The organism is Cupriavidus sp. C2SS-8b (genome assembly GCF_057073745.1).
Genome location: NZ_CP172716.1, coordinates 1,457,218 through 1,480,260, shown reverse-complemented (window position 1 = coordinate 1,480,260; position 23,043 = coordinate 1,457,218). Strand labels below are relative to the sequence as shown.

General features: G+C 65.4%; 23 protein-coding genes and 1 tRNA gene. 17 read left to right on the top strand and 7 right to left on the bottom strand.

The features are described from left to right. Positions 1–67: 67 nt before the first annotated feature. The 14 genes from boxC to ACIGJB_RS06755 all read left to right on the top strand — a co-directional run bounded on the left by boxC (position 68) and on the right by ACIGJB_RS06755 (position 13,615). Complete coding sequence (gene boxC / locus ACIGJB_RS06820) at positions 68–1,753, top strand: 2,3-epoxybenzoyl-CoA dihydrolase (RefSeq protein ID WP_483731960.1); 1,686 nt, start codon at positions 68–70, stop codon at positions 1,751–1,753. 36 nt (positions 1,754–1,789) lie between these two features. Next, positions 1,790–3,214, top strand: a complete 1,425-nt coding sequence (gene boxB, locus ACIGJB_RS06815; RefSeq protein ID WP_483731959.1) for a benzoyl-CoA 2,3-epoxidase subunit BoxB — start codon at positions 1,790–1,792, stop codon at positions 3,212–3,214. A gap of 89 nt (positions 3,215–3,303) precedes the next feature. Continuing rightward, on the top strand, positions 3,304–4,557 hold the full coding sequence (gene boxA, locus ACIGJB_RS06810) for a benzoyl-CoA 2,3-epoxidase subunit BoxA (protein WP_483731958.1): 1,254 nt from the start codon (positions 3,304–3,306) through the stop codon (positions 4,555–4,557). A 79-nt stretch (positions 4,558–4,636) separates the two neighbouring features. Continuing rightward, a complete protein-coding gene (locus ACIGJB_RS06805) occupies positions 4,637–5,026 on the top strand; it encodes an antitoxin Xre/MbcA/ParS toxin-binding domain-containing protein (protein ID WP_483731957.1) in 390 nt (129 codons plus the stop codon). Further along, on the top strand, positions 4,986–5,738 hold the full coding sequence (locus ACIGJB_RS06800; protein WP_483731956.1) for an RES family NAD+ phosphorylase: 753 nt from the start codon (positions 4,986–4,988) through the stop codon (positions 5,736–5,738). Before ACIGJB_RS06805 ends, ACIGJB_RS06800 begins: the two co-directional genes overlap by 41 nt. Before the next feature lie 122 nt (positions 5,739–5,860). Next, positions 5,861–5,936 (top strand) — tRNA-Met (locus ACIGJB_RS06795). 153 nt (positions 5,937–6,089) lie between these two features. Beyond that, positions 6,090–6,674 carry an NUDIX hydrolase gene (locus ACIGJB_RS06790; protein ID WP_483711177.1) on the top strand — a complete coding sequence of 195 codons (585 nt, stop codon included), beginning with the start codon at positions 6,090–6,092 and terminating at the stop codon, positions 6,672–6,674. Between the two features lie 25 nt (positions 6,675–6,699). Further along, a complete protein-coding gene (aat, locus tag ACIGJB_RS06785) occupies positions 6,700–7,452 on the top strand; it encodes a leucyl/phenylalanyl-tRNA--protein transferase (protein WP_483731955.1) in 753 nt (250 codons plus the stop codon). A gap of 35 nt (positions 7,453–7,487) precedes the next feature. After that, entirely contained in the window at positions 7,488–8,288 is an 801-nt protein-coding gene (locus ACIGJB_RS06780) for an arginyltransferase (protein ID WP_483731954.1), read from the top strand. A gap of 109 nt (positions 8,289–8,397) precedes the next feature. Then, positions 8,398–9,432: a quinone-dependent dihydroorotate dehydrogenase gene (locus ACIGJB_RS06775; protein ID WP_483731953.1), complete on the top strand. Its 1,035-nt coding sequence runs from the start codon at positions 8,398–8,400 to the stop codon at positions 9,430–9,432. Between the two features lie 29 nt (positions 9,433–9,461). After that, the gene (locus ACIGJB_RS06770; protein WP_483731952.1) at positions 9,462–10,520 is read left to right on the top strand and encodes an aldo/keto reductase; all 1,059 of its coding nucleotides are present in this window, start codon (positions 9,462–9,464) and stop codon (positions 10,518–10,520) included. A 266-nt stretch (positions 10,521–10,786) separates the two neighbouring features. Beyond that, on the top strand, positions 10,787–11,755 hold the full coding sequence (locus ACIGJB_RS06765) for an ABC transporter substrate-binding protein (RefSeq protein WP_483731951.1): 969 nt from the start codon (positions 10,787–10,789) through the stop codon (positions 11,753–11,755). Between the two features lie 167 nt (positions 11,756–11,922). After that, positions 11,923–12,819: an ABC transporter permease gene (locus ACIGJB_RS06760; RefSeq protein WP_483711171.1), complete on the top strand. Its 897-nt coding sequence runs from the start codon at positions 11,923–11,925 to the stop codon at positions 12,817–12,819. 1 nt (position 12,820) lies between these two features. Next, entirely contained in the window at positions 12,821–13,615 is a 795-nt protein-coding gene (locus tag ACIGJB_RS06755) for an ABC transporter ATP-binding protein (protein WP_483731950.1), read from the top strand. Between the two features lie 54 nt (positions 13,616–13,669). On the opposite strand, the gene ACIGJB_RS06750 is transcribed toward ACIGJB_RS06755, so the two are convergent. The 3 genes from ACIGJB_RS06750 to ACIGJB_RS06740 are packed head-to-tail and all read right to left on the bottom strand — an operon-like array spanning position 13,670 to position 16,091. Further along, on the bottom strand, positions 13,670–13,939 hold the full coding sequence (locus ACIGJB_RS06750; protein ID WP_483731949.1) for a hypothetical protein: 270 nt from the start codon (positions 13,937–13,939) through the stop codon (positions 13,670–13,672). Next, positions 13,936–15,348 carry a LutB/LldF family L-lactate oxidation iron-sulfur protein gene (locus ACIGJB_RS06745; protein WP_483731948.1) on the bottom strand — a complete coding sequence of 471 codons (1,413 nt, stop codon included), beginning with the start codon at positions 15,346–15,348 and terminating at the stop codon, positions 13,936–13,938. The genes ACIGJB_RS06750 and ACIGJB_RS06745 overlap by 4 nt, the downstream gene beginning before the upstream one ends. A 17-nt stretch (positions 15,349–15,365) precedes the next feature. Then, positions 15,366–16,091 carry a (Fe-S)-binding protein gene (locus ACIGJB_RS06740; protein ID WP_483731947.1) on the bottom strand — a complete coding sequence of 242 codons (726 nt, stop codon included), beginning with the start codon at positions 16,089–16,091 and terminating at the stop codon, positions 15,366–15,368. 182 nt (positions 16,092–16,273) lie between these two features. Between ACIGJB_RS06740 and ACIGJB_RS06735 the strand changes: the two genes are divergently transcribed. The 3 genes from ACIGJB_RS06735 to ACIGJB_RS06725 all read left to right on the top strand — a co-directional run bounded on the left by ACIGJB_RS06735 (position 16,274) and on the right by ACIGJB_RS06725 (position 19,348). Then, positions 16,274–17,062 (top strand): IclR family transcriptional regulator, encoded by a 789-nt coding sequence (locus tag ACIGJB_RS06735; RefSeq protein WP_483711166.1) that lies wholly within the window; start codon positions 16,274–16,276, stop codon positions 17,060–17,062. Positions 17,063–17,188: 126 nt separating this feature from the next. Beyond that, a complete protein-coding gene (locus tag ACIGJB_RS06730; RefSeq protein ID WP_483731946.1) occupies positions 17,189–17,908 on the top strand; it encodes a FadR/GntR family transcriptional regulator in 720 nt (239 codons plus the stop codon). A gap of 27 nt (positions 17,909–17,935) precedes the next feature. Further along, positions 17,936–19,348 (top strand): FAD-binding oxidoreductase, encoded by a 1,413-nt coding sequence (locus ACIGJB_RS06725; RefSeq protein WP_483731945.1) that lies wholly within the window; start codon positions 17,936–17,938, stop codon positions 19,346–19,348. 61 nt (positions 19,349–19,409) lie between these two features. On the opposite strand, the gene pbpG is transcribed toward ACIGJB_RS06725, so the two are convergent. The 4 genes from pbpG to ACIGJB_RS06705 form a co-directional block, all read right to left on the bottom strand. Beyond that, entirely contained in the window at positions 19,410–20,609 is a 1,200-nt protein-coding gene (pbpG, locus tag ACIGJB_RS06720) for a D-alanyl-D-alanine endopeptidase (RefSeq protein WP_483731944.1), read from the bottom strand. Positions 20,610–20,859: 250 nt separating this feature from the next. Further along, positions 20,860–21,597 (bottom strand): nitroreductase, encoded by a 738-nt coding sequence (locus tag ACIGJB_RS06715; protein ID WP_483732271.1) that lies wholly within the window; start codon positions 21,595–21,597, stop codon positions 20,860–20,862. Between the two features lie 14 nt (positions 21,598–21,611). Further along, positions 21,612–22,070 carry an acyl-CoA thioesterase gene (locus ACIGJB_RS06710; RefSeq protein ID WP_483731943.1) on the bottom strand — a complete coding sequence of 153 codons (459 nt, stop codon included), beginning with the start codon at positions 22,068–22,070 and terminating at the stop codon, positions 21,612–21,614. Positions 22,071–22,112: 42 nt separating this feature from the next. After that, positions 22,113–23,012: a DMT family transporter gene (locus ACIGJB_RS06705; RefSeq protein ID WP_483732270.1), complete on the bottom strand. Its 900-nt coding sequence runs from the start codon at positions 23,010–23,012 to the stop codon at positions 22,113–22,115. Positions 23,013–23,043 lie beyond the last annotated feature (31 nt).

Below are 23,043 nucleotides of genomic sequence, written 5' to 3'. Positions count from 1 at the left end.
CGCCCGACAACATGCACTATATTTCATTAAAAGCCGCAAGGCACTATAGTGCATCAAGGAGACAGCCATGTCCGCGCCGGCAACCGCCCCCAGCCAAGCATCAGACCGACCCGTCACTTTCGAGCGCCGTCCCGATCAATACCGCCACTGGAAGCTCACATTCGAAGGCCCCGTTGCCACGCTGGCCATGGACGTCGACGAAGAGGGCGGGCTGCGGCCGGGCTACACGCTGAAGCTGAACTCCTATGACCTGGGCGTCGACATCGAACTGCACGACGCCCTGCAACGCATTCGCTTTGAGCACCCCGAAGTCCGCACGGTGGTGATGACCAGCGCGCGCGACCGCATCTTCTGCTCCGGCGCCAATATTTTCATGCTGGGCCAGTCGTCGCATGCTTGGAAGGTGAACTTCTGCAAGTTCACCAACGAGACGCGCAACGGTATCGAGGACGCCAGCCGGCACTCTGGACTGAAGTTCATTGCCGCCTGCAACGGCACCACGGCGGGCGGCGGTTACGAGCTCGCGCTGGCGTGCGACGAGATCGTGCTGGTCGATGACCGCTCGTCCGCCGTCAGCCTGCCCGAAGTGCCGCTGCTGGGCGTGCTGCCCGGCACGGGCGGACTGACCCGGGTGACCGACAAGCGTCATGTGCGCCGCGATCATGCCGACATCTTCTGCACCACGACCGAAGGCGTGCGCGGGCAGCGTGCCAAGGACTGGAAGCTGGTGGATGAGGTGGTAAAACCCGCCCGCTTTGCCGACTATGTCGCCGAACGCGCCGCGGCGCTGGCCGCCACCAGCGATCGCCCGCAAGGTCACCATGGCGTCGAACTGACACCGCTGTCGCGCACGGTAGAAGAAGACGGTTATCGCTACGACACCGTGCGGGTCCACTTCGACCGCGCCGCGCGCAAGGCCACCATCACGGTCTTCGGGCCGGACAAACACCAGCCGACGGATCTGGCTGGCGTCGTGTCCGCAGGCGTGCAGTGGTGGCCGCTCAAGATGGCGCGCGAACTCGATGACGCCATCCTGACGCTGCGGACCAACCATCTCGATATCGGCATGTGGGTCCTGAAGACCGATGGCGACCCCGCCGCCGTACTGGCCGCCGATGCACTGATGGAAGCACACGCCGGCCACTGGTTCGTGCGCGAGACCATCGGCATGCTGCGCCGTACGCTGGCAAGGCTTGACGTGTCTTCGCGCAGCTTGTTCGCGCTGATCGAGCAGGATTCATGCTTTGCCGGCACGCTGCTGGAACTGGCGCTGGCGGCTGACCGCAGCTATATGCTGCACCTGCCCGATGCACCGGATGACGCGCCACGCGTGTTTCTCAGCGAGGCCAACTTCGGCCGCTACCCGATGCCCAACGGCCTCTCGCGGCTGGCCGCGCGCTTCTATCAGGACGAAGCCTCCATCACCTCGGCGCGCGAGCACATCGGCGCGCCGCTGGACGCGCTCAGCGCGGATTCGCTCGCCCTGATCACTGCGGCACCCGACGACATGGACTGGGAAGACGAGATCCGCATTGCGGTCGAAGAGCGCGCCAGCCTGTCGCCCGATGCGCTCACCGGCCTCGAAGCCAACCTGCGCTTCGGCCCTGGCGAGACCATGGAAACCCGCATCTTCGGCCGCCTGACGGCATGGCAGAACTGGATCTTCAACCGCCCCAACGCGGTGGGGGAAAACGGCGCGCTCAAAGTATTCGGTTCAGGCAACAAACCCCGCTTTGACTGGAACCGCGTCTGACGCCATCACGCCCCGACAAGGACAAGGAGACACCCCGTGAGCATCGACTACAGCCAGAAGATCCCCAACAACGTCAACCTGGCGGACGATCGCGCGCTGCAGCGCGCACTGGAGCACTGGCAGCCGGCGTTCCTTGATTGGTGGCGCGACATGGGGCCGGAAGGCTCGCACAACTTTGACGTGTACCTGCGCACGGCGGTGTCGGTCGACCCGTCGGGCTGGGCGCATTTCGATTACGTGAAGATGCCCGACTACCGCTGGGGCATCTTCCTGCAGCCCGCCGATGCGGCGCGGCAGATCCATTTCGGCGAGCACAAGGGCGAAGCCGCGTGGCAGGACGTGCCCGGCGAGCATCGTGCCAACCTGCGCCGCATCATCGTCACGCAGGGCGATACCGAACCGGCCTCGGTCGAGCAGCAACGGCACCTCGGCCTGACCTGTCCGTCGCTGTACGACCTGCGCAACCTGTTCCAGGTCAACGTCGAGGAAGGCCGCCACCTGTGGGCGATGGTGTACCTGCTGCACCGCTATTTTGGCCGCGACGGGCGCGAGGAAGCCGAGGCGCTGCTCGACCGCCGCTCGGGCGACCAGGACAACCCGCGCATCCTCGGCGCGTTCAACGAGCGTACGCCGGACTGGCTGTCGTTCTTCATGTTCACCTACTTCACCGACCGCGACGGCAAGTTCCAGCTGTGCGCGCTGGCCGAATCGGGCTTCGATCCGCTTGCGCGCACTACGCGCTTCATGCTGACCGAGGAAGCGCACCATATGTTTGTAGGCGAATCGGGCGTGTCACGGGTGATCCAGCGCACCTGCGAAGTCATGCGCGAGCGCGATATCCATGACCCGGCCGACGTGCGCGCCGCGGGCGTGATCGACCTGGAGACCATCCAGCGCTACCTCAACTTCCACTACAGCGTCACCATCGACCTGTTCGGCGCGGACCAGTCGTCCAATGCCGCCATCTTCTACAGTGCGGGACTGAAGGGACGCTTCGAGGAAGGCAAGCGCACCGACGACCACGTGCTCAAGAGCGACGTCTATCGTGTGCTCGAAGTGCGCGACGGCCAGCTCGGCGAGCGCGAGGTGCCCATGCTCAACGCCCTTAATGAAGTGCTGCGCGACGACTACATCCGCGATTCGATCGGCGGCGTGGCACGCTGGAACAAGGTGATCGAGAAGCATGGCATCCCGTTCCGGCTGACCGTGCCGCACAAGGCCTTCAACCGCAAGATCGGCACGCTTTCCAACGTGCGTGTATCGCCAACCGGAGAGGTGCTGACCGAAGCGCAGTGGCAGGCCAACGCACCCAAATGGCTGGCCACGGAAGCCGACCGCGCCTATGTCGCCTCGCTGATGGGCCGCGTGGCCGAGCCGGGCAAATATGCCAACTGGATCGCGCCGCCGGCAGTTGGCGTCAACCGGCAACCGATGGATTTCGAGTACGTGCGGTTCAACTGACTGGCCGCCTCGAGCGCAACACATCAGAAGAAAGACAGGACTGTCAGCCCCGGGGCCGCAAAGGGCCCCGCCCCACATGGAGACATACCATGGGCGCCCCCGAAATCATCAAGCAGCACCTGATCGATCCGGAAATCTGCATTCGCTGCAATACCTGCGAAGACACCTGCCCGATCGATGCCATCACCCATGATTCGCGCAACTACGTGGTGAAGGCCGACGTCTGCAACGCCTGCAACGCCTGCCTGTCGCCCTGCCCCACCGGCGCCATCGACAACTGGCGCACCCTGCTCAAGGGTCAGGCCTACCCGATCGAAGAACAGCTGCTGTGGGACGAGTTGCCGGCGGAGGTGCCCCTGCCGACAGCCGATCTCGATGCCGCGGGCACCGCTGAAGCCGTGCGCGCCGACACTGCCGCCGCGGCCGATGAAAACGGCGTGACGGTGCAGGCCGTGGAAACGAGCCACCACACGTCATCGCGCGCACCGTGGTCGGCGGCCCACCCGTATGCGAACCTGCACGGCGTGCGCGCGCCGTTGACGGCCACGGTGGCGGGCAACTACCGGCTGACCGCGGAGGGTGCCTCCAGCGATATCCACCATATCGTGCTGGATTTCGGCACGCACTTCTTCCCGGTGCTGGAGGGGCAGGCCATCGGCATCCTGCCGCCGGGCACCGACGCCGCCGGCAAGCCGCACTACATCCGCATGTATTCGATTGCGAGCCCGCGCGATGGCGAGCGCCCGGGCTACAACAACCTGGCGCTGACGGTGAAGCGCGTCGAGGAAGACCATGACGGTAATCCGGTGCGCGGCGTGGCGTCGAACTTCCTGTGCGACCTGGCCAAGGGCGATACCGTGCAGGTGGTCGGGCCGTTCGGCACCACGTTCCTGATGCCGAACCATCGCGAGGCCAGCATCATGATGGTGTGCACGGGCACCGGTTCCGCGCCCATGCGCGCCATGACCGAGCGCATGCGGCGCAATATGGAGCACTTCGGGGGCCGCCGCATGCTGTTCTTCGGCGCCCGCAATGCGCGCGAGCTGCCCTATTTCGGCCCGCTGCTGAAGCTGCCCAAGGACTTCCTCGACATCCACTTCGCTTTCTCGCGCGATGCCGAAGTGCCGCGTCGCTATGTACAGGACGCGATCCGGGAGGCGTCCGCCGGCGTGGCGGCCTTGCTGGCCGATCCGCATGGCCATGTCTACATCTGCGGCCTGAAGGGCATGGAGGAAGGCGTGCTGTCCGCCTTTGGCGAGGTGTGCACCGCGGCCGGCCAGTCCTGGCAGCAACTGGAGGCCACCATGAGGAGCGAAGGTCGCCTGCATATCGAGACCTACTAGGGGCGGAGGCGTTGCATCTGGGACTTCCCTTCTGAAATGACTCGCCTATAATGTTTCTGAAGAAACAGGAGCAGAGGCGATGCAATCCAGGCGAATTCCGGAAGCAGAACCCGCCAGCGGTCCCGACCCTGGCGCCACGCTGACCAAGGCCGTCATGCGCGCGGCCGGCTTCCTGGGCATCAGCCAGGCGATCGTCGCCAGCGTGCTCGGCATCAGCACGGCGTCGGTTTCGCGTATGGCGTCCGGCCTGTATATCCTCGACAAGCATCGCAAGGAGTGGGAATTCGGCGTGCTATTCGTACGGCTGTTCCGCTCGCTCGATGCCATCCTCGGGCATGGCGACCAGGCCCGGCTATGGCTGACCAACGAGAACCTCGCGCTTGGCGGCAAACCCCTTGAAATGATCCGCACCACCGAAGGTCTCGTTCGTGTCGTTCACTACCTGGACGCCACCCGCGGTCGCGTCTGAGCGCCGGCCGTTCGCGCTCAGCCTCTGGCGTGCGGTGGAAGCCCAGCACGTGGTTTCGACCATGCCGCTGGTCGACAGCCTCGAGGAGCAGGCCGTACTGGAAGCCGTGCTCGACGCCGGCAAACCCGCTGTGCCCGCCGACGCGCGCCATCTCCACTATCTGCTGTTCACGCCGTTCCGCTATCCGCCATCGCCGTGGGGCTCGCGCTTCCGGGCCGCGCAGGATCCGGGCGTGTTCTATGGCGCCGAGGAAATCCGCACCGCCTGCGCCGAACTGGGCTACTGGCGCTGGCGCTTCCTGAATGACAGCCCGGCCCTGCCCCGCATCGACGCGCGCGCCCAGACGCTGTTCGAGGTCAGCGTGCGCACCGACGGCGTGGCACTGGACACACCGCCGTTCGACCATGACCGCGCCCATTGGATGGACCCCGACAGCCACGAAGCCTGCCAGGCGTTCGGCCGCGTCGCGCGCGAAGCCGGCATTGGCCTGATCCGCTACACCTCGGTGCGTGACCCGCAGCATGGACCTTGCGGCGCCGTGATGACGCCACGCGCGTTCGCGCATCCGCAACCGCTCACCACCACTACGTGGATGCTGACCGTGCGCCGCGACCGCGTGATCTGGCAACGTGACGACCTGCTCCAGCGCGACAGCTTCGAGTTCGCCGCGTCGCTGTGGCAACGCACAAGCGAAAGGCCGGCGGAAGGCTGAACCTTGCCGACCTGGCGGTCGTCTAACGGTTATGGCAGACGGCATTGCACGCTGCCTCACAATTTCTTCGGACAGATGTTGCAATGCGGCGGCCACTGCCTTATAATCTTTTCTTCGACGGACGCGGGGTGGAGCAGTTGGCAGCTCGTCGGGCTCATAACCCGAAGGTCGCAGGTTCAAGTCCTGCCCCCGCAACCAAAGCATCAAAGCGTCGAATCAGCAAAGCCCGCAATCGCGGGCTTTTTGCTTTCCGGGTCTCCTGGTCCAGCAACGCACGCACTGGCGCCTTGCCTCTCCGGCATGCGGGCCGCGCGGTGATACACTTTGCCCCATTCCTCCCGGACGCCCCTCATGAAATTCTGCTCGAACTGTGGCCATGCGGTTGTGCTGCGCGTACCAGACGGCGACAACCGCCCGCGCAGCATTTGTGACAACTGCGGCACCATCCACTACGTAAATCCGCGCAACGTGGTCGGCACGATCCCGGTCTGGGAAGACAAGATCCTGCTGTGCAAGCGCGCGATCGAGCCGCGCTATGGCTTCTGGACGCTGCCCGCCGGCTTCATGGAAATCGGCGAGACCACGGCGCAGGGGGCCTCGCGCGAAACGCTGGAAGAAGCCGGCGCGCGGGTGAAAATGGGGGAACTGTTCTCGATCCTGAACGTGCCGCACGTACACCAGGTACACCTTTTCTACTTGGCTACGCTGGAGGATCTGGACGTCGACCCAGGCGAGGAAAGCCTGGAAGTCAAGCTGGTGGCAGAAGCCGACGTGCCGTGGGACGAACTCGCCTTTCCCACGGTGATCCATACGCTGCGCTGCTTCTTTGCGGACCGCGCCGCTGGCCGCCTGCAGGACGGCAGCTTCCGGCTGCACAGTCTCGATATCGACAAGCCCATGCGCCCGCTGACCAGCCGGGCGACGGTCACCCCCTGATCCACCCTGCCCCGGCAGCCCCAGCATGATTGCCTGGCTGGATCCGCAGGATCCGTTTCCGCCGGTGGAGCGCGCGCTGGGGCCAGCCACCGAAGCGCCGGGCCTGCTGGCCGCGAGCCGCGACCTGTCTCCGCAGCGCCTGCTGCTGGCTTACCGCCAGGGCATTTTCCCGTGGTACTCGGTTGGCCAGCCGGTGCTGTGGTGGAGCACCGATCCGCGCATGGTCCTCGCACCGCAGGCACTCAGAATCTCCACCACGTTCCGCAAGACGCTGCGCCGCGTGCTGCGCGACCCCGACTGGGAAATCCGCGTCGACGATGATTTCCTGGCCGTGATGCGCGCCTGCGCGCTGACGCCGCGCGAAGGCCAGGATGGCACCTGGATCACCCAGGAGATCATCACTGCCTACGGCGCGCTGCATGCCAACGGCATGGCGCACTCGGTGGAAGCCTGGTATCGCGGCGAACGCGTGGGCGGCCTTTATGGCGTGGCGCTGGGCCGCATGTTCTATGGCGAATCGATGTTCGCGCACCGCACGGATGCCTCCAAGATCGCACTGGCGGCGCTGTGCGCGTTCCTCGGCAACCACGGCGTGCCGATGATAGACTGCCAGCAGGAAACCGATCACCTGGCCTCGCTTGGCGCGCGCCCGATTTCGCGCGCGGAGTTCCTGGCCCATGTGCGGACTGCCTCGGCACAACCGGCGATCACGCCGTGGCGGTTCGACAAATCGGTGCTGGAGCGGTGGACCGCCACGCCCGCCACCCCGGCCGTCTGACAAGCTGGCTGCATCATCCGCCCCAGGTCCGAGCCATGAGCAAGCTGAAGGAGCTTCCGCTTTCCGCGCTGCAGTTCTATGCCACGGCGCCCTACGCCTGCAGCTATCTCGAAGGCCGCATGGCCCGCTCGCAGGTGGCGACGCCGGCCCACCTGATCAATGCGGACGTCTACTCGCGGCTGGTGCGCGCGGGCTTCCGCCGCAGCGGCATCTTCACCTACCGGCCGTATTGCGATGAATGCCACGCCTGCACGCCGTGCCGCGTGCTGGTGGACCAGTTCGAACCGGACCGCTCGCAACGCCGCGCCTGGCGCCGCCACGGTCACCTGCAGGCGCTGGTGGCGCCGCTGACGTACGTCGAAGAGCACTACGCGCTGTACCTGTTGTACCAGTCGATGCGCCACGCCGGCGGTGGCATGGACCAGGACAGCCGCGACCAGTACGAGCAGTTCCTGCTGCAGAGCCGCGTGAACTCGCGCCTGGTGGAATTCCGCGAACCGCCGGGCTCGCCGGAAGCCGGCAAGCTGCGCATGGTCAGCATGATCGACGTACTCGATGACGGCCTGTCATCGGTCTACACCTTCTACGATCCGCTCGAGCGCAACGCCAGCTACGGCACCTACAACATCCTCTGGCAGATCCGCCAGACGCACGAACTTGGCCTGCCGCACCTGTACCTGGGCTACTGGATCGCGGAAAGCCGAAAGATGGCCTACAAGGCACGCTTCCGTCCGTTGCAGGTGCTGACCGGCAACCAGTGGCAGGCGTTCGAGGACAACGCGGGCGGCGCCCCGTCGGCCGCATCGGAAGACGGCTCCGGCATCGCGCAGGAATAAGCCGGCAGCGGCGGGCAGGCAAGGCCGCGCGGCGCGCGGGCAAGCGCCCCAGCCGCTACAATGCCGGCTTGGTTTTCACTCTGCACCGGCCCTCCGGTCGCCTCTCCCCGTGCTCAACGCGCTCTACCCCCTGCTCCGCCCCGCCCTGTTTTCGATGGACGCGGAGGACGCTCACCACTTCACCCTGAACAACCTGCTGCGCGCGAAGCGCATGGGCCTGGCCGGCTGCATCGGCAACCGCGTCGCCGACGATCCGCGCACGGTGATGGGGGTGCGCTTTCCGAACCCGGTAGGCCTTGCTGCCGGCCTGGACAAGGACGGCGCCTATATCGACGGGCTCGCGGCGTTCGGCTTCGGCTTCATCGAGGTGGGCACCGTGACCCCGCGCGCACAGGCCGGCAACCCTCGCCCGCGCATGTTCCGACTGCCGCAGGCCGACGCGCTGATCAATCGCATGGGCTTCAACAACGGCGGCGTCGATGCCTTTATCGCGAACGTCAGGGCATCGCGCTGGAAGGCCGAAGGCGGCGTGCTGGGCCTGAACATCGGCAAGAATGCCGACACGCCGATCGAACGCGCCGCCGACGACTACCTGTACTGCCTGGAGCGCGTCTATCCGCACGCAAGCTACGTGACGGTGAACATCTCGTCGCCCAATACCAAGAACCTGCGCCAGCTTCAGGGCGCCAGCGAACTCGACAGCCTGCTGTCGACACTCAAATCCGCCCAGCAGCGCCTGGCCGACCAGCACAAGCGCTACGTGCCGGTGGCGCTGAAGATTGCGCCGGACCTCGACGCCGACCAGATCGGCAATATCGGCGACGCGCTGGTGCGCCACAAGATCGACGGCGTGATTGCCACCAACACCACGATCTCGCGCGATGCCGTGAAAGGCCTGCCGCATGCGGAAGAAGCCGGCGGCCTGTCCGGCCGGCCGGTGTTCGAGCAGTCGACCCATGTGGTGCGCGCGCTGCGCCAGGTGGTCGGCGACGCGGTGCCCATCATCGGCGTGGGCGGCATTTTCAGCGGCGCCGACGCGCGCGCGAAGATCGATGCCGGCGCGAAGCTCGTGCAGGTCTACAGCGGCCTGATCTACCGCGGCCCGACTCTGGTGCGCGACTGCGCCGCCGCGCTGCGCGCCTGAAGCCAACGCAAGACAGCAAGGAGAGCGACATGGAAACCATCCGCCTCGGACGCAGCGACCTGCAGGTCTCGCGCATTTGCCTGGGTACCATGACCTTCGGCGAGCAGAACACCGAAGCCGAGGGCCATAGCCAGCTCGACTACGCTTTCTCGCGCGGGATCAATTTCATTGATACCGCCGAGATGTATCCGGTCAGGCCGTGCGCCGAAACCTATAGCCGGACCGAGCAGATCATCGGCAACTGGCTCCGGCACCAGCCGCGCGACCGCGTGGTGCTCGCCACCAAGGTGGCCGGCCCCGGCCGGATGCCCTGGATCCGCAATGGCGACGACCTGACGCCCGCGGGCATCCGCGCGGCGGTCGACGCCTCGCTGCAGCGGCTGCAGACCGACTACATCGACCTGTACCAGATCCACTGGCCCGCGCGCAACGCGCCGATCTTCGGCCAGACGAGCTTCGATCCGGCCAAGGAACGGCCCTGCATCTCGATCCAGGCGCAGCTGGAAACCTTTGCTGAACTGGTGCAGGCGGGGAAGATCCGCTATGTCGGCGTCTCCAACGAAACCCCGTGGGGCGTGGCGGAATTCGTCAGGCTGGCGGAGCAGCATGGGCTGCCGCGCATCGCGACCATCCAGAACCCGTACAACCTGGTCAACCGCAGCTTCGAACAGGGCCTGGACGAGGCGTGCTTCCGCACCGACGTGAGCCTGCTGGTCTACAGTCCGCTCGCATTCGGCCAGCTCACCGGCAAGTATCTGAGCGGCGATCCGGCCAGGCCAGTGTTCAACGACGCCGCAATCGGCCGCCTGACACGCTTCGGCGCCGACTGGAGCCCGCGCTACATGCGCCCGGAGACCATGGCGGCCTCGGCCCGCTATGTCGAACTGGCGCGCACGGCCGGGCTGTCGCCGGCGGCGCTGGCCCTGGCCTGGTGCTATTCGCGCTGGTTCGCCGCCAGCACCATCGTCGGCGCCACGTCGCTCGATCAATTGCGTGAAAACATCGATGCGTGGCAAACGCAATTGCATGAAGACGTGATTACCGCAATCGGGGAAATCCACAAGGAAATCTGCAATCCCGCGCAATAATCTGCGCCTGGATGGCTAATAACGGGGTTCTGGCAGCATCGGATGCCCCGCATCCGCTCCGGGACTTCGCATATCGTGCGCGAGAAGTGGTATCCTCGCAGGCTTATCGCTGTCTTGCTTTCGCGCAGGCGCGCCCTTCCATCAGCCGCCGGAAGTGCCCTGCCGCCCGGAGCAGGTGCCGCCCACGTGGCGGCGCCGGCAGTGAGACCAAGCTTGTGCGCGGCATACCATCCAGAACCGAGTCACTCGGAGGAGAACAGATCAAGATGAAGGGTCTCAAGGCAACCAAATCCATCCTCGGCGGCGCAGTCGCGCTGGCATTGCTGTGCGGCGGCGCCGTGCACGCCCAGACCGTCAAGGTCCTGTCGATCGTGGAACACCCCGCACTGGACGCCATCCGCGACGGCGTGCGCGAGGAGCTGAAGGCCGCCGGCTATGACGCCGACAAGAACCTGAAGTGGGAATACCAGAGCGCACAGGGCAACACCGGCACCGCCGCCCAGATTGCCCGCAAGTTCGTCGGCGACAACCCGAATGTGATCGTTGCCATCGCCACGCCGTCGGCCCAGGCCGTGGTCGCCGCCACCAAGACCGTGCCCGTGGTGTACTCGGGCGTGACCGATCCGGTCGCCGCGCAACTGGTCAAGAGCTGGGCGCCGTCGGGCACCAACGTGACCGGCGTGTCGGACAAGCTGCCGCTGGACAAGCAAGTGGCCCTGATCAAGCGCGTGGTGCCGCATGCCAAGACCGTCGGCATGGTCTACAACCCGGGCGAGGCCAACTCGGTCGTGGTGGTCAAGGAACTGAAGGAACTGCTGGCCAAGCAGGGCCTGACGCTGAAGGAAGCCGCCGCCCCGCGCACGGTTGACATCGGTGCCGCCGCCAAGAGCCTGATCGGCAAGGTGGACGTGATCTACACCAACACCGACAACAACGTGGTTTCGGCGTACGAAGCGCTGGTCAAGGTGGCCAACGAATCGAAGATTCCGCTGATCGCCGCCGACACCGACAGCGTCAAGCGTGGCGCCATCGCCGCACTGGGCATCAACTACCTGGACCTCGGCCACCAGACCGGCAAGGTCGTGGCGCGCATCCTGAAGGGCGAGAAGCCGGGCGCGATCGCCTCGGAAACCAGCAACAACCTTGAACTGTTTGTGAACACCGGCGCCGCGCAGAAGCAAGGCGTGACGCTGTCGCCGGAGCTGATCAAGGAAGCCAAGACCGTCATCAAGTAAGCAGAACGTCTGACCTGTGCCGTCCGCGCCGCGCGGACGGCCGCGCGTCCGCTAGTCCACTACAGTACAAGATCCAGACTGCCCTACCCGGGCCCGCCCCCTGAACGAGACGGCGAGCCGACCAACCTTATCCGGGCGGGCCGCGCCAGCTGTCAACAGGATTCACCATGTCCCTCTTTTCCCTTCTGGGCGCCCTGGAGATCGGCCTGATCTTCAGCCTGGTTGCCCTCGGGGTGCTGATTTCCTTCCGCATCCTCAATTTTCCCGACCTGACCGTCGACGGCAGCTTCCCGCTGGGCGGCGCCGTGGCCGCGACACTGATCGCCGCCGGGCAGGACCCGTTTGTCGCCACCGCCCTCGCCATCGTGGCCGGCGCCCTGGCTGGCTTCATCACCGGCTGGCTCAATGTGCGGCTCAAGATCATGGACCTGCTCGCCAGTATCCTGATGATGATCGCGCTGTACTCGGTCAACCTGCGCATCATGGGCCGCCCCAATGTGCCGCTGATCACGGAGCCGACGCTGTTCACCATCCTGCAGCCCGACTGGCTGCCTGACTACGTGCTGCGCCCGCTGGTGCTGTTCATCGTGGTGGTCATCGCCAAGGTTGGCCTGGACTGGTTCTTCTCGTCGCAGCTCGGCCTGGCCATGCGCGCGACCGGCGCCAATCCGCGCATGGCGCGCGCGCAGGGCATCGCCACGGGCCGCGCCACGCTGGCCGGCATGGCGCTGTCCAACGGGCTGGTCGCACTGGCCGGCGCGCTGTTCGCGCAGACCCAGGGCGGCTCGGATATCTCGATGGGCATCGGCACCATCGTGATCGGCCTGGCCGCGGTGATCATCGGCGAAAGCATCCTGCCGGCACGCCGCCTGGTCTGGACCACGCTCGCCGTGGTGCTGGGCGCCATCCTGTACCGCTTCTTCATTGCGCTGGCGCTGAACAGCGACTTCATCGGCCTCAAGGCGCAGGACCTGAACCTGGTCACCGCCGCGCTGGTGACGATCGCCCTGGTGCTGCCCGCCACCCGCAAGAAGCTGTTTGCCCGCAAGAACGGAGGTGCCTGAGATGCTGCGCGCACAAGACCTGAAGCTCACCTTCAACCCCGGCACCCCGATCGAGACCCGCGCGCTGCGCGGCCTGAGCCTGGAGATCCCAAGCGGCCAGTTCGTGGCCGTGATCGGCTCCAACGGCGCCGGCAAGTCGACCTTCCTGAACGCGATCAGCGGCGACCAGATGGTCGATTCGGGCCGCATCACTATCGATGACACCGACGTGACGCGCAAGCAAGCGTGGGATCGCGCCCACCTCGTGGCACGCGTCTTTCAGGACCCGATGGCCGGCACCTGCGAAGCGCTGACGATCGAAGAGAACATGGCGCTGGCGATGGCGCGCGGCGCCAGGCGCGGCTTCCGCGCGGCGCTGAACCGCGGCTCGCGCGAGCTGTTCCGCGAGAAGCTGCGCCTGCTGAACCTGGGCCTGGAAAACCGCCTGACCGACCGCATCGGCCTGCTCTCCGGCGGGCAGCGCCAGGCGGTGAGCCTGCTGATGGCATCGCTGCAGCCGTCGCGAATCCTGCTGCTCGACGAGCACACCGCCGCGCTTGACCCGAAGACCGCCGCGTTCGTGTTGGAACTGACTGCGCGCATCGTCGAGGAAAGCAAGCTGACGACGATGATGGTCACGCACAGCATGCGCCAGGCGCTGGACTATGGCCAACGCACGGTGATGCTGCACCAGGGCCAGGTCGTGCTGGATGTGTCCGGTGAAAAGCGCAAGGGGCTCGATGTGCCGGATCTGCTGCGCATGTTCGAGCAGACGCGGCACGAACAGCTGGACGACGACGCGTTGCTGCTGGGCTGATCAGGCTCCGGCACACATGAAGAAAGGGAGCCCAGGCTCCCTTTCTTTTTTCAGTCAGACCGTAGCAGCCTTGTCCAGCCAACGCCTTAGCTGGTCCGTCACCGCCGTGCTCGAAAACGAGCAGCTGTCCTGCGCGAACACGGCCGACATCTCCAGCCGGCGCAGCAGTTCTTCCATCGCCTGACCGAAAACCGGCGGCAGCGTCAGCGCGGGCGCTGCCTCGCGCCACGCCGTCACAAGTTCGACGGCAGGCAGTGTGCCGCCAATGTGCTGGTCCAGTGCCGAGCGCATGCGCGCCAGCGTCTCTGTATTGGCGGCGCTCATGTGCGTGCCCTCCTTTCCTTGTAAAGCTCGCGGAACGTGCGTCCCGAGGGTGCGGGCATGTCCCGCGTCTGGGTCCAGCCCTTGCCCGCCATGGGCAGGCTGGCGATCAACTGATTGCTGCCGCCCATGCGCGCCAGCACGCGCGCGCCAAAGCGGCTGGCCAGCGCATAGAGTGCCGGACGCCGGGCGACGAAGCCCCACGCCTGCAGCGCGAAGCGCTCCTGCCATGGGCGCAGGCCGCGCTCCATCTGCTTCTCGCGCAATTTGCGCAGCAGGTCCGACAAGGGTATCGATGCCGGGCACACGCGATTGCATTCGCCGCACATCGTGGCCGCCTGCGGGAGGTCCACGGCATTGGCCAGGCCCACGTAGCTGGGCGTCAGCACGCTGCCCATCGGCCCCGGATAGACCCAGCCATAGGCATGGCCGCCGATCTTCTGGTAGACCGGGCAATGGTTCATGCAGGCGCCGCAGCGGATGCAGCGCAGCATCTCCTGGAATTCGCCGCCGATCAGCCCGCTGCGCCCGCCGTCGACGAGCACGAAGTACATATGCTCGGGACCATCGCGCTCACCCTCGGCACGCGGGCCGGTCAGTAGCGAGAAATAGTTCGATATGGCCTGCCCGGTCGCCGAACGCGGCAGCAGCCGCATTACGGTCGCCAGGTCTTCCAGCGTCGGCAGCACCTTCTCGATGCCGGTGACGGCCACATGCACGCGAGGCATGACGGTGCACATGCCTTCATTGCCCTCGTTGGTGACCACCGCCACCGAACCGGTTTCGGCAATGATGAAATTGCCCCCCGTCACGCCCATGTCTGCGGACAGGAACTCGGGGCGCAGCACCTCGCGCGCTTCGCGCGTCATTTCCGGGATGTCGGTCAGGCGCGGCTTCTGGTGGACCTTCGCGAACAGGTCGGCAATCTCGTCCTTGTCCTTGTGCACCACCGGCGCAATGATGTGCGACGGCGGCTCGGAGTCGTTGATCTGGAGGATGTACTCGCCGAGATCGGTTTCGATGCTCTGCACGCCCATCTCGCCGAGCACCTGGTTCAGCCGCATCTCCTCGGTCACCATCGACTTGCTCTTGATGACCTTCTTCACGCCATGCTTCTGCGCGATCTCCGCGACCAGGCGCGCCGCATCGGCCGTGGTCTCGGCGAACAGCACCGTGGCGCCGCGGCGCGTGGCGTTTTCCTCAAACGTGGCGAGCCAGACATCCAGGTTTTCCAGCGCGCGGTTGCGGCGCTCTTTCAGCGCGGCGCGGGTCGCGTCGAAATCGATATCGCGGATGGCATCGGCACGCGCGGTGACAAACTTGGTGGAGAGCTTCTTGAGGTTCTGCTGCAGGCGCTGGTCAGCCAGCTTCTGGCCGGCGCGCGCCTTGAATTCCATGCTGTGGACTTGCATCGTCGCGTCTCCGGTGCTCAGGCGTCGCCCGCCAGGACCTGCGCGATATGCAGCACGCGCGTTTGCGTATCGCCGCTGCGGCGCAGGCGGCCTTCGATATTGAGCATGCAGCCCAGGTCGCCCAGCACCACGGCATCCGCGCTGCTGGCCTTGATATTGGCGCACTTCTCGTCAACGATCGCCGTCGAGATATTGCCGTACTTGACCGAGAAGGTGCCGCCAAAGCCGCAGCAAGCCTCGCAGTCCTTCATCTCGGTGAGCTGCACCCCCGGCAGCTTGCCCAGCAGTTCGCGCGGCTGCGCCTTGACGCCCAGTTCGCGCAGGCCCGCGCAGGAATCGTGATACGTGACGTGGCCGGCGAAATTGGAATCGAACCGTTCGATCTTCGCTACGTTCACCAGGAATTCGGTCAGTTCGAACACGCGTTCGCGCAGCCGTTCATAGCGGCCGTTGAGTTCCGGGTCATCGCGCAGCAGGTCCGCATAGTGCTGGCGGATCATGCCGCCGCAGCTTCCCGACGGCACCACCACGTAGTCGAACATCTCGAACTCGCGCAGGAATTTTTCCGCCAGGTCGCGCGACACGGCGCGCTCGCCAGAGTTGTAGGTGGGCTGGCCACAGCAGGTCTGGGCTTCGGGCACCATCACCTCGTAGCCGGCGCCTTCCAGCAGCTTCAGCACGGAGAAGCCGATCTCCGGGCGCATGAGGTCCACCAGGCAGGTGGCGAACAGGCCAACTCGCATTTGCTTTCTTTCTCCAGACCCCGAAACCCCGCAATTATGCGCGTTTGCGCGCCGGGTGGCGCACAAGCCGAGGGCACATCACGAGAGGATTCTTACCGGAATGTCATTTCACCTATTGAAATTTTCACGATGCGAGATAGAATCAGGCAAACGCTTAATTTGCCGCAGGGCAACATTTCCTTATGTCAGACGCAGACAAGTCGCCTGGAAAGACATCGATCCAGGTTATTGAACGCATGATGACGCTGCTGGACGCACTGGCCCAGCACGCCGACCCGGTCAGCCTGAAAGAGCTGTCGATGTCTACCGGACTGCATCCTTCCACCGCGCACCGTATCCTCAACGACATGGTTGCGTGCCGCTTTGTCGATCGCTCGGACCCGGGCAGCTACCGGCTGGGCATGCGCCTGCTGGAGCTTGGCAACCTGGTCAAGGCACGCCTGTCGGTGCGCGACGCGGCGCTCGCGCCAATGCGCGCGCTGCACCGTGTCACCGGGCAGACCGTTAACCTGTCAGTGCGCCAGGGCGACGAGATCGTGTATATCGAGCGGGCCTACAGCGAGCGCTCCGGCATGCAGGTGGTGCGTGCCATTGGCGGACGCGCGCCGCTGCACCTGACGTCGGTGGGCAAGCTGTTCCTCGCCGCCGACGAGTCCACGCGCGTGCGCAGCTATGCCACGCGCACCGGGCTGGCCGGGCATACGCGCACTTCAATCACCGACCTGACCAAGCTCGAGCGCGAACTGGGCTGGGTGCGCAGCAACGGCTACGCCCGCGACAACGAAGAGCTGGAACTGGGCGTGCGCTGCATCGCCGCCGGCATCTACGATGATTCGCGCCGGCTGGTGGCCGGCCTGTCGCTGTCGGCACCCGCCGATCGCCTGCAGGACAGCTGGCTGCAGAACCTGAAGGATACGGCGCTGCAGATTTCGCGCGGCATGGGGTACGTGATGGAATCTGAAGCCGCCTGATCGGCTTCGGCTTGCCGGCGGCTAAGGGCAACTTCTGCGCGCCGCCGGTTCAGCAGATCATGGGCACGCGGGTAAGGGTTTACGTGTAGTTTTCAGATAACCTGCAAACCCTATAATCGGGCCGCTATGCGAACCCGAGCCATTACCTTGACCGAACAGGTCACGCGCCAGATCCGGACCGACATTGAGAACGGCGTTTACCCCGTGGGCAACCGACTGCCCACGGGCAAGCAGCTGGCCGACCAGTACGGCGTCAGTGCCGCCGTGATCCGTGAGGTGACCGAGCATCTGCGTTCTCAAGGCTTTGTGGAAACGCGCCAGGGCGTGGGTTGCACCGTGCGTTCCCGTACCGGTGCCGGCGGCTTCCAGCTTCCCCGCGAGCCCGATCTGGGACGGGCCGAGCTGGCCGACCTGTATGACCTGCGCATGGACCTGGAGAGTGCGGCCGCGGCACTGGCCGCCATGCGGCGCAGCCCTGACGACGTCGATGCCCTTGCCGGGCTGCTGCATCGGCTGAAGACGCATCTTTATGATGCCCAGCCGGCGGTCGATCTCGATGCCGCGTTCCACATCGGCATTGCCAGTGCCACCCACAACCCGTACTACCGCCAGCTGCTGCAGTACATGAACCTGCAGCTGCACCAGGCCGTTGCCACCGCGCGCGCCAACACGCTGCAGCAAGCGCATTCGCCCGAGTCCGTGCACCAGGAACACGAGGCCATCTTCGAGGCGATCCGTGACGGCAATGCCGAAGCGGCGCGCCAGGCCACCATCCGCCACCTGCAATGCGCGGCGCAGCGAATGGGCTTGCCCCTGCGCGCACGCGCCGCCGACCTCCTGCCCTGAAAACCGAAAGCTGAAATCGCTCCCTCCATGCCAGCCACCAACCTGCCCCAGCGTCTCACCGAAGCCCTTGGTCCCGACACCGTGCTCACCCAGCCCGACGACATTGCGCCGTGGCTGTCCGACTGGCGCGGCATCTACCGGGGCCAGGCCCAGGCGGTGGTCCGCCCGCGCACGGTCGACGAGGTCTCGCGCTGCCTCGCGCTCTGCCAGCAGGCCGCGGCACCGGTCGTGCCACGCGGCGGCAACACCGGCTTGTGCGGCGCGGCCACGCCCGACGGCCAGCCGCTGAACGTGGTGCTGAGCCTGGACCGCATGCATGCCATCCGCTCGCTCGACACCATCGCCAACACCGTGGTGGCCGAAGCCGGCTGCATCCTCGGCAACCTGCGCCGCGCCGCGGCCGACGCCAACCGGTTGCTGCCACTGAGCCTGGCGGCGGAAGACTCGTGCCAGATCGGCGGCAACCTGGCCACCAATGCCGGCGGCGTCAACGTCGTGCGTTATGGCATGACGCGCGAACTGGTGCTCGGCGTCGAGGCCGTGCTGCCCAACGGCGAGGTCTTCCACGGCCTGCGCACGCTGCGCAAGGACAACACCGGCTACGATCTCAAGCAGTTGCTGATCGGCTCGGAAGGCACGCTCGGCGTTATCACGGCTGCTGCACTGCGCCTGTTCCCGCGTACCGATACGCGCAGTGTCGTGCTGGCGGCAGTGGAATCGCCGCAGCAGGCGCTGGAGCTGTACGCGCTGCTGTTCGAGCAGTGCGGCGCACGGCTGCAGGCTTTCGAGTTCTTCACCGGCGCGTGCCTGGACCTGGTCCTGACGCATGCCGAGGGCGTGCAAGAACCCTTTGCGCAGCGTTATCCCGCCTATGTGCTGGTGGAACTGGCCGACACCGCCGAAGAAGCGGCGCTCAATGCGCTGCTGGAGCGCGTCATTGGCGAGGCGCTCGAACGCGGCCTTTGCCTCGATGCGGCGGTGTCTGCATCGCTGGCCCAATTGCAGGCGCTGTGGAAGCTGCGCGAAGAAATCTCCGAAGCGCAGCGCGCGGACGGGCCGCACCTGAAACATGACGTGTCGCTGCCGATCGAACAGATCCCGGCGTTCATGGTGTCGATGGAAGCGCGCCTGCGCACGCTGGACCCGGCGATCCGGCCCTTCATCTTCGGGCACTTTGGCGATGGCAACCTGCACTACAACCTGTCGCGCCCGGCGGGAGCGCCGAAGGACTGGGCAGCGACGCACGAAGACGTGGTGACCGGCACCGTGCTCGATGAAGTGATGCGCTACGGCGGCAGTATCAGTGCGGAACATGGCATCGGCCAGCTCAAGCGGCATGCATTCCTGCAGTACAAGGATCCGCTGGAGCTACGCTTGATGCGCGAGGTCAAGCGCGCGTTTGACCCGGCCGGCATCATGAATCCGGGCAAGCTGCTCTGAAGGTGAAGCCCCATAAAAAACGCGCCAACCATGGCGCGTTTTTTATGGGAGCAGGCGGAGTTCAGGTTCCGCGCGCCGAAGTCAGGATCGCTTGCGCGCCGCCGGGCGACTGCGTGAGGTTCGGCGACGACGGAAACGCATGGGGCTGCGGTACCGACGGCGAGGCATGTTCCAGCCAGTCCCGAACGCGCGTGGCATCGGCAAAGCGTGAGAGCTTGCCCACGGAATCCAGGAACACCATCACAACGTTACGGCCGTTGACCTTGGCCTGCATGACCAGGCATTGGCCAGCTTCGGAAATGAAGCCGGTCTTCTGCAGGCCGATGTCCCAGTTGCCGCCCCGCACCAGGCGGTTGGTGCTGACGTAGTGCTGCGTACGGCCCAGCACATTCACTTCATGCTCGGTCTGCGTAGAGAACTCGCGGATGGTCGGGTTGCGGTAGGCCGCGTTGACCATGCGCGCGAGGTCCATGGCGCTCGACACATTGCTGCTCGACAGGCCGTTCGAGTCCACGAAGTGGGTGTCGTTCATGCCCAGTTCACGGGCCTTGCGGTTCATGGCCTGGACAAACGCGGGCAGACCACCCGGATAGTTGCGACCCAGCGCCGAGGCCGCGCGGTTCTCGGACGACATCAGCGCCAGCAGCAGCATTTCCTGGCGCGTCAGCTGGGTACCGAAGCGCAGGCGCGAGCTGCTGTGCTTCTCGGTGTCCCGGTCTTCTTCCGTGATGGTCAGGGTCTCGTCCATCGGCAGGCGAGCATCCATCACCACCAGCGCAGTCATCAGCTTGGTGATCGACGCGATCGGCAGCACCGCGCTCGGATTCTTCTGGAACAGCACCTCGTTGGTGTTCTGGTCCATCACGAGCGCAACGCTCGATCTCAGTGCCAGCGCATCCTCGGTATCGCGCAGCCCCATGGCCTCGCCGAGCGACGGCTTGGCCGGCGTAAACACCGCCCGCACCGGCGCGGCCCGGTTCGACGCCACCACACGGTGCCGGCCGTTCTTCACGACGATCACCTTGCGGGAAGACGCGGCCTCGGCCATGGCCGTTGTGCGCTTGCTGCCCGCACTGGCCTTTTTCTCGGCTTTGGACGACTTCGCCTGCTTTTTCGTGGACTTTTCAGTGGAAGTCGACTTGGTGGCAGCCTCGGCCAACGGGGCTGCCAGCATCGACGCGGATGCCAGCACGGCTACGGCTACGGCGCTCAGGGGCGTCGAGCCGAAGAATCTGGAAAAAATGGAATCAGACCGGAACATGATTCGTTCAGCGCATCGGGATGGCGCTAGTGTAGGAAATTAAGAAATTGTTAGCAAGATTAAAGACTTACGAAGGCTAGTTAAAGTTCGATTTGCAAACATTTCCACAATGCGGAAATTGTTGACTCCTCGTCACGTGCATCATCGTTGACCTCCTGTAAGTCACTGCGCGGCTGCGGGGTTCACCCGCCACTGCGGCAATATTCCTTTGTATGTCGGCGCGAATCGTTACACATTGATACACATCTCACTATGAGAGGAAACGCGCAAACCCACTCACCGGTTCACGTTCAGTGTTGAGGCGATTCTCTATCGCCTCCGGATCCGCATAGCCCAGGGACATGCCGCAGACCACCATCTCCTCGCCTGGCAGGCGGAGGTGATCGCCAATGATCTTGTGGAACTGCGTAAATGCGGCCTGCGGGCAGGTATCGAGCCCGCGCGCCCGAGCGGCGACCATGATGCTTTGCAGGAACATGCCGTAGTCGAGCCAGCTGCCCAGTTCCATGATGCGGTCGATGGTGAAGATCATGCCGACCGGCGCATCGAAGAAGCGGAAGTTGCGCGCGTGCTGTTCGTGCATGCGCGATTTATCCTCGCGGCTGATTTCCAGCAGGCCATACAGGTCCCAGCCAACCTTGCGGCGCCGATCCAGGTAGGGGTTCACCCAGGAGCGCGGGTAGTACGGATACTCTTCAAGGTACTTGCTGTCGCGCTCGGGGTCTTCGTAGGCGGTCAGCAGGTCCGCGCACAGCCTGGCCTTGGCGTCACCCGCCAGCACATAGACATGCCATGGTTGCGTGTTGGTGCCAGAGGGCGCACGGCTGGCGACGGCTAGAATCTCTTCCACCGCTTCGCGTGGCACGGGCGTATCCAGGAACGCCCGGACCGAGCGGCGCGTGAGGATGGCCCGGTCGACGCAGTCGACCGCCTGCTGCGCAGCAGCCTCGGCGGCCACTTGCTTGCCAGCTTGCGCGTCCTGCGACATCTTTCCTTCCTCCATCACGCCACGCCCGGCGCTTGTGCGCCAGGCACCGTCAGCGGCTGCAGCGCGCGGCGCAGCGGCTCGGGCAAGGGCACCGGGCGACGCGTGACGCGATCGACATAGACGTGGACAAAATGCCCTTGCGCCGCCGCGATCTCGTTGTCGCCGCTGAACAGCCCCACCTCATAGCGCACGCTGCTGGTTCCCAGCCGCGCCACCCGCAAGCCAGCCGTGACCGTGTCCGGGAAGCTCAGCGACGAGAAGTAGTTGCACTGCGTCTCGATCACCAGCCCGATCGTGCTGCCGGATTCAAAGTCGAGCACGCCTTCCCGGATCAGGTACGCATTCACGACGGTATCAAAATAACTGTAGTAGACAACGTTGTTCACGTGGCCATAGACATCGTTATCCATCCAACGCGTGGTGATGGCCTGGGCGTGCGGATAGGCACTGCGGTGCTCGGCTTGCGGTTTCATGGGAACTTTGCGGAACAGGAAAGAAGGAAGAACGCGAAACGACTAGCGCCGGATGACCAGTGCGACGCCCGCGGCGGCCAGGGCCATGCCGGATGCCGCCAGTGGCGGAAAGCGCTCGCCGAACAGCAGCCATGCCATCACGGCCGTGGTCGGCGGCGTCAGGTACATGAGGCTGGAGACTCGCGTTGCGGCACCCTGCCGGATCAGCAGGAACAGCAGCGAAATGGCGCCGATCGAGAGCGCGACCACCGACCAGGCGAGCGCGCCGACCATCTCGGCGGTCCAGTCGACGTGGCGAGTCTCGAACATGAACATAAAGGGCACGCAAGCCAGCGCGGATGCCGCGAACTGGATGACGGAGCCGATGCGCAGATCGAACACGGCGCAGAAGCGCTTCTGGTACAGCGTGCCGAAGGTGATGCTGAGCAACGCCCCGCCCGCGAGCAGCACGCTGGCCGTGGAGAGTCCGCTGGCGCCGAGTTTGTTGGCCACCACCAGCCCGACCCCCACGATGCCAAGCAGCAGCCCCAGCCACTGGCGCATGCTGATGCGTTCGCCCAGGCGCGCGGAAATCAGTGCGGTCAGGATCGGTTGCATGCCGACGATCAAGGCCGACATGCCGGCTGGCATGCCCAGCTTGACGGCGGCCCAGACGCCGCCGAGATAGCCGGCTTGCAGAAACAGCCCGGCTACCGCGATATGACCGACCATGCGCCAATCGGTACGCCCTTCGCGTTGCGGCAACGGCACGCGCGCGAGCCACACGAAGGGCACCATCAGCACCAGGACGCCGACGAACCGCAGGAACAGGAACGTCATCGGCTCGGCATGCGGCATGCCATACCTGGCCACGATAAACCCCGTGCTCCAGATCAGGACGAACAGCCACGGCATGCTGGCAGACCAGAAGGTTCGCCGCGCGCTTGCGCCGGCATCAGCCATCGTGCTCATGCCGACACCTTCCGCGCGGGCC

What these genes read in the sequence shown, in the direction of transcription:
- ACIGJB_RS06715 (WP_483732271.1), bottom strand. Translation starts at nt 21,597, where the DNA reads ATGTCGCAGGACGCGCAAGCTGGCAAGCAAGTGGCCGCCGAGGCTGCT.
- boxC (WP_483731960.1), top strand. Translation starts at nt 68, where the DNA reads ATGTCCGCGCCGGCAACCGCCCCCAGCCAAGCATCAGACCGACCCGTC.
- ACIGJB_RS06805 (WP_483731957.1), top strand. Translation starts at nt 4,637, where the DNA reads ATGCAATCCAGGCGAATTCCGGAAGCAGAACCCGCCAGCGGTCCCGAC.
- ACIGJB_RS06755 (WP_483731950.1), top strand. Translation starts at nt 12,821, where the DNA reads ATGCTGCGCGCACAAGACCTGAAGCTCACCTTCAACCCCGGCACCCCG.
- ACIGJB_RS06780 (WP_483731954.1), top strand. Translation starts at nt 7,488, where the DNA reads ATGAGCAAGCTGAAGGAGCTTCCGCTTTCCGCGCTGCAGTTCTATGCC.
- ACIGJB_RS06735 (WP_483711166.1), top strand. Translation starts at nt 16,274, where the DNA reads ATGTCAGACGCAGACAAGTCGCCTGGAAAGACATCGATCCAGGTTATT.
- ACIGJB_RS06740 (WP_483731947.1), bottom strand. Translation starts at nt 16,091, where the DNA reads ATGCGAGTTGGCCTGTTCGCCACCTGCCTGGTGGACCTCATGCGCCCG.
- ACIGJB_RS06770 (WP_483731952.1), top strand. Translation starts at nt 9,462, where the DNA reads ATGGAAACCATCCGCCTCGGACGCAGCGACCTGCAGGTCTCGCGCATT.
- ACIGJB_RS06725 (WP_483731945.1), top strand. Translation starts at nt 17,936, where the DNA reads ATGCCAGCCACCAACCTGCCCCAGCGTCTCACCGAAGCCCTTGGTCCC.
- aat (WP_483731955.1), top strand. Translation starts at nt 6,700, where the DNA reads ATGATTGCCTGGCTGGATCCGCAGGATCCGTTTCCGCCGGTGGAGCGC.
- ACIGJB_RS06745 (WP_483731948.1), bottom strand. Translation starts at nt 15,348, where the DNA reads ATGCAAGTCCACAGCATGGAATTCAAGGCGCGCGCCGGCCAGAAGCTG.
- ACIGJB_RS06710 (WP_483731943.1), bottom strand. Translation starts at nt 22,070, where the DNA reads ATGAAACCGCAAGCCGAGCACCGCAGTGCCTATCCGCACGCCCAGGCC.
- boxA (WP_483731958.1), top strand. Translation starts at nt 3,304, where the DNA reads ATGGGCGCCCCCGAAATCATCAAGCAGCACCTGATCGATCCGGAAATC.
- ACIGJB_RS06765 (WP_483731951.1), top strand. Translation starts at nt 10,787, where the DNA reads ATGAAGGGTCTCAAGGCAACCAAATCCATCCTCGGCGGCGCAGTCGCG.
- ACIGJB_RS06705 (WP_483732270.1), bottom strand. Translation starts at nt 23,012, where the DNA reads ATGGCTGATGCCGGCGCAAGCGCGCGGCGAACCTTCTGGTCTGCCAGC.
- pbpG (WP_483731944.1), bottom strand. Translation starts at nt 20,609, where the DNA reads ATGTTCCGGTCTGATTCCATTTTTTCCAGATTCTTCGGCTCGACGCCC.
- ACIGJB_RS06750 (WP_483731949.1), bottom strand. Translation starts at nt 13,939, where the DNA reads ATGAGCGCCGCCAATACAGAGACGCTGGCGCGCATGCGCTCGGCACTG.
- ACIGJB_RS06790 (WP_483711177.1), top strand. Translation starts at nt 6,090, where the DNA reads ATGAAATTCTGCTCGAACTGTGGCCATGCGGTTGTGCTGCGCGTACCA.
- ACIGJB_RS06760 (WP_483711171.1), top strand. Translation starts at nt 11,923, where the DNA reads ATGTCCCTCTTTTCCCTTCTGGGCGCCCTGGAGATCGGCCTGATCTTC.
- ACIGJB_RS06730 (WP_483731946.1), top strand. Translation starts at nt 17,189, where the DNA reads ATGCGAACCCGAGCCATTACCTTGACCGAACAGGTCACGCGCCAGATC.